The 15296-nt window shown below is 43.1% G+C and carries 12 protein-coding genes, 1 riboswitch and 1 other annotated feature; of the genes, 1 reads left to right on the top strand and 11 read right to left on the bottom strand.

Features of this window, described 5'->3' with window-relative positions; all coding sequences use genetic code 11:
* Positions 1-77 precede the first annotated feature (77 nt).
* From Q0612_RS07990 to Q0612_RS07980, 3 genes are read right to left on the bottom strand one after another with little or no spacing between them, the layout of a single operon-like run.
* Complete coding sequence (locus tag Q0612_RS07990) at positions 78-848, bottom strand: ABC transporter ATP-binding protein (RefSeq protein ID WP_298883081.1); 771 nt, start codon at positions 846-848, stop codon at positions 78-80.
* Positions 849-850: 2 nt separating this feature from the next.
* Positions 851-1906 carry an iron ABC transporter permease gene (locus Q0612_RS07985; protein WP_293852609.1) on the bottom strand — a complete coding sequence of 352 codons (1056 nt, stop codon included), beginning with the start codon at positions 1904-1906 and terminating at the stop codon, positions 851-853.
* A gap of 2 nt (positions 1907-1908) precedes the next feature.
* A complete protein-coding gene (locus tag Q0612_RS07980; RefSeq protein WP_298883074.1) occupies positions 1909-2958 on the bottom strand; it encodes an ABC transporter substrate-binding protein in 1050 nt (349 codons plus the stop codon).
* A 287-nt stretch (positions 2959-3245) separates the two neighbouring features.
* Between Q0612_RS07980 and Q0612_RS07975 the strand changes: the two genes are divergently transcribed.
* A complete protein-coding gene (locus Q0612_RS07975) occupies positions 3246-3731 on the top strand; it encodes a hypothetical protein (RefSeq protein ID WP_298883071.1) in 486 nt (161 codons plus the stop codon).
* A gap of 141 nt (positions 3732-3872) precedes the next feature.
* On the opposite strand, the gene Q0612_RS07970 is transcribed toward Q0612_RS07975, so the two are convergent.
* The 8 genes from Q0612_RS07970 to Q0612_RS07935 form a co-directional block, all read right to left on the bottom strand.
* A complete protein-coding gene (locus Q0612_RS07970; RefSeq protein WP_298883069.1) occupies positions 3873-6194 on the bottom strand; it encodes a TonB-dependent receptor in 2322 nt (773 codons plus the stop codon).
* A 65-nt stretch (positions 6195-6259) separates the two neighbouring features.
* The gene (locus Q0612_RS07965) at positions 6260-6664 is read right to left on the bottom strand and encodes a hypothetical protein (RefSeq protein ID WP_298883066.1); all 405 of its coding nucleotides are present in this window, start codon (positions 6662-6664) and stop codon (positions 6260-6262) included.
* Positions 6665-6887: 223 nt separating this feature from the next.
* Positions 6888-7059, bottom strand: a riboswitch (cobalamin riboswitch).
* A 391-nt stretch (positions 7060-7450) separates the two neighbouring features.
* Positions 7451-7792, bottom strand: a complete 342-nt coding sequence (locus Q0612_RS07960; protein ID WP_298883064.1) for a type II toxin-antitoxin system HicB family antitoxin — start codon at positions 7790-7792, stop codon at positions 7451-7453.
* Entirely contained in the window at positions 7789-8043 is a 255-nt protein-coding gene (locus Q0612_RS07955) for a type II toxin-antitoxin system HicA family toxin (protein ID WP_298883061.1), read from the bottom strand. Before Q0612_RS07955 ends, Q0612_RS07960 begins: the two co-directional genes overlap by 4 nt.
* A gap of 430 nt (positions 8044-8473) precedes the next feature.
* On the bottom strand, positions 8474-10153 hold the full coding sequence (gene leuA, locus Q0612_RS07950) for a 2-isopropylmalate synthase (protein WP_298883058.1): 1680 nt from the start codon (positions 10151-10153) through the stop codon (positions 8474-8476).
* 80 nt (positions 10154-10233) lie between these two features.
* Positions 10234-10468 (bottom strand) — a binding site (T-box leader).
* Between the two features lie 202 nt (positions 10469-10670).
* The gene (locus Q0612_RS07945) at positions 10671-13295 is read right to left on the bottom strand and encodes a calcium-translocating P-type ATPase, PMCA-type (RefSeq protein WP_298883056.1); all 2625 of its coding nucleotides are present in this window, start codon (positions 13293-13295) and stop codon (positions 10671-10673) included.
* A 256-nt stretch (positions 13296-13551) separates the two neighbouring features.
* Entirely contained in the window at positions 13552-14010 is a 459-nt protein-coding gene (locus tag Q0612_RS07940; protein ID WP_293389607.1) for a YbjN domain-containing protein, read from the bottom strand.
* 101 nt (positions 14011-14111) lie between these two features.
* Positions 14112-15293 carry an FprA family A-type flavoprotein gene (locus Q0612_RS07935; RefSeq protein ID WP_298883051.1) on the bottom strand — a complete coding sequence of 394 codons (1182 nt, stop codon included), beginning with the start codon at positions 15291-15293 and terminating at the stop codon, positions 14112-14114.
* Positions 15294-15296 lie beyond the last annotated feature (3 nt).

Genomic DNA, 15296 nt, shown 5'->3' with positions numbered 1-15296 from the left:
TTGAAGCGCGACGACGGCGTACTTTTAGTACGTCGAGGAGCGGTGAAGCCGCAGACGGCGCCTTATCCGCCGCCATCCTACATCCAATGTTGTGGCAGATACACAATATTAATTCTTCCGGAGGCGTCCTCATCCACTCTGCAGCGCACCTCATACATATCATAAATAAATTTTTCCGTCAGCAGCTCACGCGGAGTTCCCATGCCTACAATCTGTCCGTCCTTAATCGCAACCAGACGGTCGCAGTACATAGCAGCGATATTCAGATCATGCACTGCTGCCACAACAGTCAAATCAAGAGATTTTACAATATCCATAATCTGCAGCTGGTACTTGATATCCAGATGGTTCGTCGGCTCGTCCAGCACCAAGCATTCCGTCTGCTGCGTCAGCGCCCGCGCCAAAATTACGCGCTGCTGCTCGCCGCCGCTCAAGGTAGCAAAGCTGCGTTCTTCAAAGTCCGCAAGACCTACAGTCGCCAACGCTTTACGCGCAATCTGGTAATCCTTAAGATTATCACGCTCCAGCATTTTCTTGTGCGGCGAACGTCCCATCAGCACAACCTCCAGCACCGAAAAATCAAAGCTGTAAACATTATGCTGTGCTACTACCGCCAGCTGCAACGCCGATTCACGGTAGGATAGCTCGTCCAACGGCGTTCCGTTAAAGGTAATTTTACCATCTGTAGGCTTCTGCACACGGTAAACACATTTCAGAAAGGTACTTTTACCACTACCGTTAGGCCCGATAATGCCCACAAATTCCTTATTATGCAGGCTGAAATCTATTCCCTTAAGAATTTCCTTTGGTCCGAAGGCCATTTTTACTGCTTCTGCTAAAATCTCCATTATCAGTTACCTCCAAAGCCATAGGTTTTCTTAATCATCAGGTAAACGAAGCAGGGCGCGCCGATTAAGGATATCAAAATACCAATCGGCAGCTCCGTGCGCGGAATAATTACACGGCACAGGCCGTCGGCGATTACCAAAAATACCGCACCGGTCAAAGCACTGACAGGTATAAGCTTTTTATGGTCGGTACCCACCAGCATACGGATAACGTGCGGTACTACAAGGCCGACAAAGCCAACCATACCTGCAGCATATACTACAAAGCCGACGATAAGAGAGCTTACAAGCAGATAAATCTGTCTGTAAATATGCAAATCAGTGCCCAAGGTCAAAGCAGATTCATCACCAAGCAGCATCAGGTTGAGCATACGGCTCTGCGTCCAGAAGAACATTACTGCCAACACTACGATTGGTCCGATGACTGCCAGTGTTTCCCACTTGGCACCGGCAAAGCTGCCCATCATCCAGTAGGCAATAGTCTGCATGCCCTCTTTATTATTGGCAAAGTAAACGATAAAGCTGGAAAACGCACCGCAGACTGCGCTCAGCGCCATGCCTGCCAAAAGCAGCTTTACAGAATTGCTGCGACCACCCAGGTTAGAGATAAACAGTACGCCCAGCGACATGGCAAAGGCACCGATAAAGGCCGCTATACCGACAAAGTTTTCCCCCAACGCTACGCCGATACCGAGCAGAATCGCTGCCGTCGCACCCAGCGAAGCGCCGGAGGAAATACCCAGTATATATGGGTCAGCCAAGGGGTTTTTTACTACAGCCTGCATGATAACGCCGCAGACCGAAAGCCCCATGCCTACTAAGGCAGCCAGCACCAGACGCGGCAAACGCAGCAGCCAGACAATATCATGCACCGGTCCGCGGTCAACACCTTCAATAGGCTGTCCGCTAAACAGCTGCTCTATAACCGTATTATAAATATTTACCAACGGCAGCTTAACTGTACCAATGGACAACGCCCAAAACAAGGCAATTACCAGCAAAGCAAGCAATCCCAGGCAGATGAACAGGTACCCCTGCTTCTTCAAAAAATCAACCATAATTATTTCTCCTTATACAAATCCGGATACATTCCGGCCGCAATAATTTTTATGCCATCATAGGTACGCACGCCTGAGCTGTAAATACCGTAAAACGGTAAGGGAATCACACGTCCCTGCTGCACGCAGCGTAAATTTTTTAGTGCCTTGTGTTTTGTAACACGGTCAACCATATCCTGCTCATGTCCGTAATGCGATTCAATCACAACCACAAAGATAACATCCGGGTCAAGCTCCACGACCTGTTCGAAGCCAATAGAACGCTGCTTTTCTGCCAGCAATTCGCCGTGCAGCTCTTTGACGATATTGCCTGCCAGTGATTTTTCACCATAAACCGTCGGCTCCTTGCCTAAAAATTCCAACACCAGAACCCGCGGGCGCTTTTTATAACTGGCAGTCTGACTGATGGCAAAATTAACCTCCTGCTGCATTTGTCCGACAAGCTGCTGCGCCCTTTCATTTTTATCAAAGATTTTACCTAAATCAAGAATATCCTTATATTCATTTTGCAGAGTACGCGGTTTTCCGTCACCTATAGACGAGCGTGCGATAAAGGTATTAACTCCTCGCTTATGCCAAAAATCGGTTGTACGCAACACCTTGGGACCAAAGGTAGAATGCCAGCCGACAAGCAAATCCGGTTTCAGCATCATGGTTGTTTCCAGGTCTAAAAGCTGTAGTCCGGTATAAGGTATTTTGCTGTACTGCTCCTGATATTCCTTGCGGAAAAACTTTTTGTCCGGCACGCCGTTACCGGCAATAATGCGGTCGCCCACACCCAAAGCCAGCAGTGTTTCAATGCTATTTTGCCATACTGCCACCACTCGCTGCGGCGGCTTGGTGAAGGTTTGTTGTTCTGGTTCTCCCTGCGTATTAAAGTTTTCAATCGTTACGGGATAATGCGCAGGATTATAGGCATATTCTACCGGTTGGTTAAAGCGCAGCAACGCTTCCGGGTTTTCCTTTACCGGCAGGGTAAGGATGTTGCGTTCGCAGCCGGTGAGTGCTAACCCTAAAATAAGTAATGTAATAATTGCGACACATTTTTGCATAAACTATCCCCTTTCCTTTAATTCATCAAGAAATCTATAACTAATTATTAAAGTGCATCAACAAATCATCTACTTGACATTTAAGTTTTTTTCTTATAGAATATAAGTGAAGATATTATATATATCGAACGCCTCACGATGTGCGCAGAACATCGTAATGATACAATTACGTTTCACAATGTACGGATTAACATTGTAGTTACAATTACGCTTCACGATGTGCGCCAAAACATCGTAGAAATAGCAAAGCTCCATAAAGGAGCTTTTGCTATTTATGGAGAAATTTAATGTTTAAAAACGGAATGTATTTTGGAGATGCAGCTCTCTATGAACTAATAAGAAAATTAGGTGGCCAATGGAATGATGCCAAAGAACGCCCTATAGTCTGTTTATTGCCAGCAAAAGAAAATCCTAATTTGTATTGGGCAATTCCCGTTGGTAATTGGAAGCACAGAGATGAAAAAGCCAAGGCAAGAATTATGAGTTATCTTGAATCTGACACCAGACACATCCGTTCCTGTTTTTACCATTTAGGCAAAACAACGACAAAATCTATTTTTTTCATTAGCGATGTTATTCCTATAACTGATAAGTATATTGCTCGTGAATATTTAGGCTATAATTCACAAATCTACATTATAAAAAATAAGCATCTCATAGCTGAGTTAGAAAGAAAATTAAAACGCATTCTCTCTTATGAAGCTGTAAACAAAAATTACTTCCGTCAACACATAACCGATATAAAAAACTATCTTCTACAAGAACTAGAATAATATTTAGCATTATGTTAACTCATAAACTGTTAGCATAATGCTTTTTTTGTAGCAAAGCACTACCACTAAAAATAGCAGTAGTGCTTTACCTGAGTGAGATGGAGTATGATAAACTTTAAATAGTGTTATTTAGTTAAGGGGTTAGAAGCTGTATTTCATACCAACCATAATGCAGCGGCCAGCTTGCGGAGCAGCGCCAGGACCATATACATATGATGCTGCATTCTCATACGCAGTATTAGTTAAATTGTTTACTGTAAGGTATGTAGTTAAATCCTTGTTTACTGCATAGTTTAAGCTTAAATCAAAAACCATAAAACGACTATCAGTAAATACAGTTCTATCACATCCAGTAAAATAGTTAGCTAACAATGCAGCATAGAAGCTATCATTTTCATAAGACAAATTAGCTGTATAATGGTTAGTTGGTCTATATTTGTTAATCATTGTATTAACATTAGTTGTACCACTCCAGTTTAAATCAGGATCAAATGTCATGCCATTTTTTGCACTCCATTCATCCTTAAGATGAGAATAGCCAAGGCTTAAATTCCAATGATCATCAAATGTATGATCAGCAGTTAAATTGAAAGATTTCTTTTTCTCTTTAGCATTAATAAATTTTTGCTTATAATCGTTCTCAGATGCTATAAAAACACGATACTGCGTAACTGCATTGCTCATATCGGTATAATCATAGTGTACAGCAACACTTGTTTTATCAGAAAGATCCTTTTTGAAACCAATGGTAAAAGCATTACCTTTCTCGTCTTCCAATCTCTGACCATTAAAAAGATACTTATCAGCTTTAGTAAGGTCACTTGCTTTTACAGGTCTATAAACTTTCGACCAACCAAAATAAGCACTCGTTGTATCATCAAAAGCATACTGTGTATTAATGCTAGGAGTTACAGTACTAATGTCACTATCAGCTACTTCAGAAGTTTTGCCATTTTCATTTGTATTCTCATAGCTGCTCATATGCAAATATCTAACAGAAGGTGTCAAATCCCATTTGTCGTTAACATGAATTTTATCCTGAACAAAACCCATAATGCTATCGCGTTTAACACTGCTAGTAGTACGTGCATCACTATTTCTTACAGGTTCATTACTAGATGATTCAGATTTATCATAAGTTAATCCAAAAATCAAGTCATTTACACCAACTGCTTTTGCATATTGGAATTGAACACCTTTATTTTCGTCCAGATAATGACTCACTTTAGTAAAATCTTTATCAGACTGCCATTTAAAATTGCTGTTAAAGAATTTTTCCCAATCTGGGCCACCTGGGAACGGGACACGATTACCATCCGGTTGAATCCACTGAGGATAATGGTCTAAACCATCATAATGATGCTTTTGTTGATATACTCTGATAAAGCTTTCCATACCATTCTCTTTATCAAAAGTATAGCTGATATCAATATCATTTTTACGATAAGCATTATAAGAATTGCTCAGAGCATCGAGCATAAAAAAGTTTCTATATGCCGGATTATCCTTAGTTGTTACACCACCATAATACTTATCATACATATCTTTCCAACCAGCTTCGCTCCAATAATCATAATTAGGAGCAAGAATAGGATAATGATCTACACCATTTTGGTGATTATAACTGATTTTTAAATTTTGTTTTTCATTAAAGTCTTTATCTACACGAATATTAGTACTTTCTTCTTTATATCTAGTATTCAAATAGGTACGATTACCGCCAGAAACAGCATCCTTGTACTTGCTATCTTGTGCCATATTACGGCTAGCAGAAATAAAGTAACGCCAAGACTTATCTTCTCCTGCAGCACCAGAATACGTCAAATTATAAACATGTTTATGCCAAGAACCTGTTTGTAAATCTATAGAACCATGATTCTCAGTACCACCTTTACGAGTAATGATATTGATTACACCACCAGTTGCGTCAGTACCATATACAGAAGCGCCAGGTCCTTTGATAACCTCAATTTTATCAATGGTTTCAATGTTTACAATAGCATTTAAATCTGCCATCGTCTTGGTTGCATTTGCACTTCCAGAGCCAAATTTAGTACTAACAGAGTTATCTACACGACGACCATCAACCAAAATAACTACACGACTATCGCCATTAATAGACATGCTATTATTAAAGAAGCTGTAGCCATATTCACCGCCACGATAGCCAGAGTTTTGGAAGGTAACGCCGGGAATACGCTTAATAGCTTCACTTACATCAGTATAATGACGTTTTTCGATTTCTTCACGAGTAATAACCTTAACGTCACCACCGGTACGATAGTAGGACTGCTCGGTAATAGTATCGCCGAACTTGTTTTTTACTGCGTCAGCCTCTACTACAATTGTATCCAAGGTATAATCGTTCAGGTTTTCGTCAAATGCTGCGCTTGCGCTTGCGCACAGGCCCAGTACCATCATCATAGCAGCCGCAGCTGTATATCTTCTCTTCATGTTACTCATACACTTCTTTCTGTAAAATTTGAGTTTCTTGCAAACTCAACGCCTAATACTCATCAAAAACATTATCAGAACCGCGCACCGTTAATATACGTAAACGTATAGGTCTGCGCCGTTACCCAGCTACCAACGCTTTCGTCAGCAAATTTGCCAAAGTTAAAGTTCAGCTTACGTGAACCATTGGCAGGAATCTTGCACAGCGGAAACTTTACCGGTCTGCCGGTAAACTGCTTCTGCTCGCCATTTTTATCTGTGTAGGTCACACGCATAATAAAGTCGTTCAGCTTGGTGATAGTCAAATCACTGCGCTTGTTGACAAAGGTGCCTGTTACACACAGCTCGCCGCCGTTAACCCATACCTTGGATGTTGTCCAGTCCAAAATCATTCTGTCACTTGATACCTCTGCAGCACCGGCAAGTGCTGGGCACATCAGCGCCAAAATTAAGGTCAGCAGCATAAATATCCTTTTCATAGCTCCTCCTTTCTCTCGTAATTCTTGAGCATACTGGGACAATATTTATTTTCATAAAAGCATCTGACCAAGCTATCCTTGTTCCGCTTGTCAGATGTTAATATGCAAGAATAATAAATATACTTTATGCAAATATTGCAGTTAAAATAAAAGCGTCTTGCCATTTTTTGACGGCAAGACGCACTTATCCCTAGAAAAGTACAAACTGTCCATCGCAGGTTGTTTAAAAGGCTCTATATCAGGCAGTTCTTCTGGCTCTGCTTCACCGCCAGCCTTGTCTTCCCGGTTTCCCAGTGACATTATAAAGCCGGCTCCACATTACAGCTGCGGGACAGCACAGGTTTTGCACCTGTTTACCTATTAAGTATAAATACACCTGATACGATTGTATTCTCTTGTTTAACATTGTGTTTCAATTTTTCCAACCAATAATTTTCTGTTCTTTTGCAGATGATGTTGCTTAGATATAAAGCTCTCTAAATTATTGCTTGTATATATTTGCTTTTTTCCTTATTTTACAATAAGTTTAATTACGTAATTATTCACAAGTAGAATTATAGCATGTTGTCCCCCCCCCGTCAAGCAAAAGTACATCGAGTACTTTTGACTTGCAGGTGCTTACAGCACCTGATAAATCAAAAAGGACTTCGTTATTTTAAAACGAAGTCCTGAATGTTTAAAGCATTATTATATTATAGTTACACGTCAACCAACAAATATCTATATTCTTATTATGATATAATACAACTCGCCTGCTATGATGCATCTAAAAAATTTTTCCAATACCTAATTTTCCGTCAGCAAAAAGCGCTGCAGCGCCTGCTCCACAATTTTATTCAGGGAAATGTTCTTCTGTAAAGCGCAAATCGCCGCCTGCTTATGCATCTCAGCGGGAATACGCACATTAAAGCTTCCCTTATACGCCTTTTCCGGTGTAATACCTTCGGCAGCACACATAGCTAAATAATCATCTATCGCTCCATGAAAATCCTCTACTAATTCCTGTGCATTTTTACCGTCATAGGAAATTACAGAACGTATACCTAAAACCTTACCGAAAAAAAGTCCATCCTCCTCCGAAAATTCCACAGACCCGACATAGCCTTTATATTGCATAGTATTCTTCACACTAATCCCTCCTGTTCTAATGCAGAAATCAGAGTTTTTATCTGATATGCCAGCAACTCCTTGCGGGGATGCGGTTTATGCAATAAAATAGCATGACATCCCTCTTTAATAAATATTACCCGTGATCCACTTGTTTTACCCTTGTTACTTCTCACATAATCAAAATAATTAAGCAATGTTTCTGCTTCCGCAAACGTAAAGTCTTTTGGTTTACTCATTAACTTTTTTATGAGCTTTTCTTTTTGTCCCATCTTTTCACCTCTATTATAAACTTTTCCGAGTACCTATGCAACTATTTTTAGTTGCATTTTTCGTTAAAAAATTTGGAGCAACACTCACTACAAGTATCACTCCTTAACGCTTTAGATACATCTCCAGTACCTAAGACGTATTTTATCATAATTCAGAAAATTCCGCAATATGTTTTTATTAAATCAAATCGCCGCCAGCCTTACGGCCAGCGGCGTTTGCTTCTTTCCCTTATTTTTAGTTCTTTCCCTTGTTTTTCCAAAAAATCTTTCCCTTATTTTGGAGGTTATCAAAGCCGGCTTATCTGTTTTTCTGGCGCCGGCCTTTAGCAAAATAATATATTGCAGGAGCGATTTTCTAATATATTTTCTCTTCGCCCCGTACTGCCAACTGTTTACTAACCACTAAACACTATTCACTGATAACTATTAATCACTTCTCCGCGCGATTGATAGCGCAGATAATGCCGCGCAGCGCTGCCACGTTGATGTTGGAGTGAATGCCTACACCGAAGATATGACCATTGTTTTTCTGCTTCAGCTCGATGTAGCAAATGCCCTTGGCGTCAGAGCCTCTGGAAATTGCATGCTCATGATAGTTGACAAATTCGTAGCCATTAATTCCGACACCGGTAAGCGCCTGGAAGAAGGCATCGATAGGACCATTACCTACACCAACTACACTCTTATTTTCGCCTGCAACCGAAATTTCACCTTCAAAACGGCTGTGGATGCTGCCATCAGCTTCGTTCAGTTCGGTGAAGCGATGACGCAGCAGCTGATATTTGCCGGCAAAGTCGATGTATTCCTTGCGGAAGAGCTGCACAATCTGCTCGCTGGAAAGCTCGTCGCCGTATTCGTCAGCCGCAGCCTTCACGATATTGCCAAATTCCGGATGCATTTCCTTAGGCAGATTGTAGCCAACGGTATGCTGCAGCACGAAGGCAGCGCCGCCCTTACCGGACTGACTGTTAATGCGGATAACCGGCTCGTATTCACGATGAATATCCGCAGGATTAATCGGCAGATACGGTACCTCCCAATATTCTGTACCGCTGTTTTTCATGTACTCATAGCCCTTGCGGATAGCATCCTGATGCGAACCGCTGAAGGCGGTGAAGGCCAGCTCACCGGCGTACGGCTGACGCTCAGGCACATGCATTTTTGTGCATTCCTCATAAACCTTTTTGATATCCAGGATATGCGAGAAATCCAGCTCGGGATCAACATTTTGCGTAAACATGTTGAGGGCTACAGTTACGATATCAAGGTTACCGGTACGCTCGCCATTGCCGAACAAGGTACCTTCGATACGGTCAGCGCCGGCTAAAAGTGCCAGCTCAGCGCAGGCAACGCCGGTACCGCGGTCATTGTGCGGATGCACGCTGACAATTGCTGCTTCACGGTTTTTAATATGACGGCAGAAGTATTCAATCTGATCGGCATAGGTGTTCGGCGTACACATTTCAACAGTAGAAGGCAGGTTGAGGATAATGGGGTTTTCTTTGCTAGAGCCCATTTCCTGCATTACAGCCTCGCAAATTGCCACAGAAAAATCAATTTCCGTACCGGAAAAGCTTTCCGGAGAATATTCATAGCGGATGTTCATACCGCTGCGGGCAACCTCTTCTTCCGTCAGCTGGCGGATAAGGCGTGCGCCCTGCACAGCGATATCGGTGATACCGTCCATATCCTTGCCAAAAACAATTTTGCGCTGCAGTGTTGAAGTAGAGTTATAAAAATGGATGATAACATTCTTCGCACCGCGTACTGCCTCAAAGGTTTTGCGGATAAGCTCTTCACGCGCCTGCACCAGAACCTGCACAGTTACGTCATCAGGAATATGGCCGCCTTCAATCAAGGTACGCAGAATTTCGTACTCTGTTTCCGATGCGGAAGGAAAGCCAACCTCGATTTCCTTAAAGCCGCAATCTACCAAGGTATGGAAAAAGCGAATTTTTTCCGGAATGCCCATCGGTGTTACCAATGCCTGGTTGCCGTCGCGCAAATCAACACTGCACCATACAGGTGCTTTAGTAATCGTTTTATCAGGCCATTGACGGTCGGTAATTTTTATTTGTTCAAACGGAATATATTTTTTCTCCTGCTGCATGATTAATTTCCCCCTAGCTTTTCTTAACAATTATAAACAAAAATCCCCGTCCCTAACCTGTGTTATTTATTAATAACACAATTAGGGGCGGGGAACAATTCCACGCTGTACCACCCTATTTCAACAGTACCTCAACAGCACTGTCCTCTCAGCCTCCAACAAGGCCTTTGCCTGTAACGTGACCACACGTCCTTCCCTACATATCAGAAAGGCAACTCCGGGATCAGTATGCATATAACCATTGGCATCGCTTTACACCAGCCAGCGACTCTCTTAGCCCATCCAGTCATATCTTCTTCCCTTCACCGTTTTTTTAGGGACGATATTTGATTCGTTGAATGCTATTATACGCACTCTGCTTTTAATTGTCAACATTCTTTTAGAAATTAATTTTTTAACAGCAATATTGTAAACAATGTAACAGCAATTTGTGTGCTTCTATCCACCAAAGGTTATCCACAGCTTATGTATTTTACCCACAGTTTATCAACAGAGTTATCAACAGTTGTGTATAACTTTACCTGCTGCTGATGAGCTTGCGCAGTAAATCAACAACGATAATGGAAGCGCCAAACAGGACGACAACGCCCCATTCATGCGCATTCAGCGGCGTTGTACGCAATACACGCCCACCGATAAAGGTCAGCAGCACCTGAATTGCAACAATCAGCGCCATTACCTGTAAGAAGCCCTTGTTCAAGCTGACATTCTTCAAAAGATTCAAACCGTCGGTACGCACATTAAAGCCATTGGCTACCGCCATAAAAATATAGGCACAGAAGAAGCCTGTATAGGTATAGATATGGTTATCGGCATCACGGAAGAGATGGTCAACCCACGCGCTCTTGTAAAAGGCAATGCCCACAATCGTCATATAAAGACCACTTACAATAACGCTCGTAAGCATCTTTTTGCTGACAAGCGGTGCACTGCGGCGCTTAGGCGCCTCGCGCAGATACTGTGCTAATGCAGGCTCGCCGCCGAAAGCAAGCGCAGCAAGGGTATCCATTACCAGGTTAATCCATAGAATCTGTGTAATCGTCAGCGGTTCATCAATATTGATGAAGGGAGCAATAAAGTTAATTGCCACAGCTGAGAAGTTAATCGTCAGCTGGAAAACAATAAATTTGCAGATAGAATTGTAAATCGTTCTTCCGTACAAAATTGCCTGCTTGATGCTGAGGAAATTATCGTCCATGATAACAATATCGCCTGCTTCCTTGGCCACCTCTGTACCGCTGCCCATAGCAAAGCCGACATCAGCCTTTTTCAGCGCCGGCGAATCATTTACGCCGTCACCGGTCATACCAGTTACAAGATTCAGCTCCTGCGCCAAGCGCACCAGGCGCGATTTATCCATCGGTAAAGCACGTGCCACTACACGCAGATGCGTCAGCTTAGCCTTGACCTCATCATCACTCATCTGTGCCAGCTCGTCGGAGGTCCAGACTACATCCTCCGCGCTTTGCAGCAGGCCTGCATCCTTGGCAATGGCAACTGCAGTTTCTTTACGGTCACCGGTAATCATTACTACCTGCACACCAGCCTGCTGTACAGCCTTAATAGCCTCCACTGCTTCCGGACGCACGTCATCACGGATGGCAACAACACCGGCAAGCGTCAGTCCTTTATCCGGCAGGTTATCAGCAGGTACTCCCTCATAGGTGCACAAGGCCAGCATTCTCATTGCCTGTCCCGCAAGCTCCAGCATTCTGTTATCCAGAGCTGCTTTCATCTCATCAGTCAACGGCAAACGCTGACCGTCATTGGACCAATACCAATCGGTAGCCTGCAGCAGCTTTTCCGGTGCACCCTTAATCAGGCAATATTCCGCACAGCCATCAGCAGGAGCAACCTGCGCCCAGGAATATTTATTGGCACTGTTAAACGGAATAAAACGTCGGCGCTGCGGCAGTTGCGGCAAACGATAGGTACCGACATAATTGTTTAACGCTGCTTCCGTCATATTACCTCCGACAATCTTGCCGTCGGTAACGGTAGACGAAGTATTGATTAAAACCTGCTGGCAGGTCAGCTCCTTAAGACGTGCAGGCAATGATGTGAAATCAGTAATTTCCTGTAAATCGCCGGTTAAGAAGCGTACTACCTCCAGCTGTCCTTTAGTAATAGTACCTGTCTTATCGGTAAACAGCAGGTTTAAGCTTCCTGCAGTTTCAATGCCGACCAGCTTACGCACCAATACATGGTCATGCAGCATTTTGCGCATATTAAGCGAAGAAACTATCGCAATCATCAGCGGCAGGCCTTCCGGTACTGCCATAACAATAATAATAATCGCCAAGATTACAGCCTGCACCAAATCGGCAATTACTGTTGTCATATCAGCAAAATATACTGCAAAGCTGCCTGCCAGATATATCTTATGCAGTATTACCGCAACTGCTATCAGAACACCGCCGGCATAGCCGAATTTACTTATCTGCTCTGCCAGTCCTTTCAGCTTCAGCTTCAGCGGACTGTCACGTTCATCATCCTTCAGCTCCTGCGTAAGCTGGCCGTAAACGGAATTATCACCTATCTTCACAGCCTGCATCACAGCAGTACCTTCTACCACAACGCTGCCACGAAACAGCTTATGTTCATCCAGAAAATCAATTTTACCGTCATCCCATTGGAACTCAGCAGGTGCAACAGTTTTTTTAGCTTCCTCGCTTTCACCGTTCAGCGCTGCCTGATCCAGCTTCAGCGTACCATCCAGCAAAATACCATCTGCCGGAATTTTATCACCTGCCTCCAGGATAATGGCATCACCAACTACAACATCATCAATAGCGATTTCCAACGGCTCGCCGTCACGCCACACCTTGCAGCGAATGCGGCTCGCCTCCTCCTGCAGCTTTTGAAAGGCATTCTCATTGCTGTATTCGGACCATGTGGAAACAAAGGTTGCCAAAATAATTGCCAGGAAAATGCCTATTGTTTCAATCCAATCACCATGGCCAAGATACACGAAAAAAGCATTTACCAGCAGCGCTACTATCAGGATGCGAATAATGGGATCCTGAAAATTCCCCAGCAGCTTGCTCCAAAAGGTTTCCCGCGGCGGCTGCGTCAACGTGTTATCACCGTACTTGCGCCGTGACTCTTCAATCTGCTCCTTGCTTAAGCCATATTTACTCATTTTCTTTCTCCTTTGACCTTACGTCTGCTACTTGTCGAAAATTGCGGTAAATCGTGCAAGTACACTCTTCACCTTATATTATATATTAAAAAAGGGCGAGACAATGCTGTAAAATAAAAATTTTACAACAAAGTCTCGCCACTTAATTACAAAGCCGGATTCTTCCGAATCGTACTGACGGCAGTGTAAACACCAGCCCTAAGGCTTGTGCCGGCTACTCCCCTTATCTAAGAAAGCACCATATTTTTTATTCAGCTTATTCAGCCCAAACAGCTTTCATCAGCTTAGGATATTCAGTGTTAAGGTGGTCAACAATAACGTCGATTACTGCATGAATCATTTGCGGTACGAATTGCTCATCGGTAGAAGGAATGCAGCTTTCAATGATGATATTGCCAGCTTCATCAGCATAATATTTAAACACCTTGTAGTTTTCGTTCAGAGCATTCAAATGTGCCAGAACTGCAGCCTTGTTAGCTTCTTTAACCAGACCAGCGCCTACGCGAACCTGCAGCATTACATAGATGCTGTCGTCAATTACCAGCATAGTCGGCAGGTTTTGACCTTGGATGCCGATAGCAGAACGGAAAACAACGGGATGCATGAAGCTTTCTTCAGGAACCTCGTCTGCCTTCGGAACTTCGAATACATCGCCCCAGTTAATTTTGTTTTCTTCAAGGAATTTCTTGTAAACTTCAGCTTTCTTATTCATCATAAGACCTCGCTTTCATTGTTATAATACTATTATACACTATTATCGTTATTTGTGTACTTTTTTTATTAGTAAATATATTTGTTTTACACAAAATTCACAGCTTATTCAGCTTTTATTTTTAACGCAAATTCATAACCATACTTTTCTGCAGCTTCAAGCTCAGCCTTCTGCGGCGTCCATTTGCAGTTAAAACCGGGTTCTACAGCATCGAAGCAGCTTTTTGCAAGCAGCTCTTCCATATCCTTCTGCGCACCGCCGCCCCAGCCAAAGGTACCGAAGGCTGCAGCTTTTTTACCTTTAGCGCCGAGTCCTTTAAGATAAATCAGCAGGGAACCCATATTCGGCAGCATGCTGCAATTAAGAGTTGAAGAGCCTGCCAAAAAACCGGAGGCAGTAAAGAGCTCTGCTGCTACCGTACTGTTAGGTGTAGCGCCCATTTTAAATACTTTAACAACAATGCCGGCATTAGCTGCACCACGCGCAATCGCCCGCGCCAACTTTTCTGTACCGCCCCACATGCTGTCATAAGCAATAACAAGACTGCCGTCCTGTACACCGCTGCCCCATTCGCTGTAGCAGCGCAGAATGTCGGGAATATGCTCGGTCCAGATGACACCGTGCGAGGGAGCAATCATTTTAATTTCTAAACCGCCAAGCTTTTTCAGCGCGTTGCCAATCAGCTTGGCATAAGGCCAGAGAATGTTGGCAAAATACTTTTTAGCTTCGTAGAACAGCTCTTCTTGATTTACTTCACAGTCAAAGCGCTTACTGGTAGCATAATGCTGACCAAAGGCATCATTAGAGAAAAGTATTTTATCATACTCACTATAGGTAGCCATACTGTCAGGCCAATGCAGCATTGCCATGGAAGCGAAGGTTAAGGTGCGCTTGCCGATATTTAAGGTTGCTCCGTCTTTTACAACCTCAAAAGCAAAAATATCTCCGTAATGCTGAATCGCCTCGTTTTTACCTTGCATCGTAATATAGAACTTTGCTTTGGGGCAAGCCTTGGCCAACGCAGGCATAGCACCGGAATGGTCAGGCTCAACATGGTTGATGACAATATAGTCAATGGAATCCAACGGTGTTACCTTACTGATATTAGCAAACAGCTCTTCGGTAAAGGGCGCTTTAACAGTATCAATCAAGGTTATCTTTTCATCCATAATCAGATAAGAGTTATAGGTTGCACCTCTCTCTGTTTTGTAGCCGTGAAAATCACGCACAGCCCAATCCTGAACACCAACGTCATAAATGTTTTCTGCAATTTGTACCGGCAGCATCTG

This window comes from uncultured Phascolarctobacterium sp. (assembly GCF_937920985.1).
Taxonomy (GTDB): domain Bacteria; phylum Bacillota; class Negativicutes; order Acidaminococcales; family Acidaminococcaceae; genus Phascolarctobacterium_A.
Note: the sequence above shows the minus strand (reverse complement) of the source record. Positions and strands in the feature narration are given on the sequence as shown.

What these genes read in the sequence shown, in the direction of transcription:
- Q0612_RS07945 (WP_298883056.1), bottom strand. Translation starts at nt 13,295, where the DNA reads ATGAGTAAATATGGCTTAAGCAAGGAGCAGATTGAAGAGTCACGGCGC.
- Q0612_RS07955 (WP_298883061.1), bottom strand. Translation starts at nt 8,043, where the DNA reads ATGGGACAAAAAGAAAAGCTCATAAAAAAGTTAATGAGTAAACCAAAA.
- Q0612_RS07985 (WP_293852609.1), bottom strand. Translation starts at nt 1,906, where the DNA reads ATGGTTGATTTTTTGAAGAAGCAGGGGTACCTGTTCATCTGCCTGGGA.
- Q0612_RS07990 (WP_298883081.1), bottom strand. Translation starts at nt 848, where the DNA reads ATGGAGATTTTAGCAGAAGCAGTAAAAATGGCCTTCGGACCAAAGGAA.
- leuA (WP_298883058.1), bottom strand. Translation starts at nt 10,153, where the DNA reads ATGCAGCAGGAGAAAAAATATATTCCGTTTGAACAAATAAAAATTACC.
- Q0612_RS07965 (WP_298883066.1), bottom strand. Translation starts at nt 6,664, where the DNA reads ATGAAAAGGATATTTATGCTGCTGACCTTAATTTTGGCGCTGATGTGC.
- Q0612_RS07970 (WP_298883069.1), bottom strand. Translation starts at nt 6,194, where the DNA reads ATGAGTAACATGAAGAGAAGATATACAGCTGCGGCTGCTATGATGATG.
- Q0612_RS07935 (WP_298883051.1), bottom strand. Translation starts at nt 15,293, where the DNA reads ATGCTGCCGGTACAAATTGCAGAAAACATTTATGACGTTGGTGTTCAG.
- Q0612_RS07940 (WP_293389607.1), bottom strand. Translation starts at nt 14,010, where the DNA reads ATGATGAATAAGAAAGCTGAAGTTTACAAGAAATTCCTTGAAGAAAAC.
- Q0612_RS07975 (WP_298883071.1), top strand. Translation starts at nt 3,246, where the DNA reads ATGTTTAAAAACGGAATGTATTTTGGAGATGCAGCTCTCTATGAACTA.
- Q0612_RS07980 (WP_298883074.1), bottom strand. Translation starts at nt 2,958, where the DNA reads ATGCAAAAATGTGTCGCAATTATTACATTACTTATTTTAGGGTTAGCA.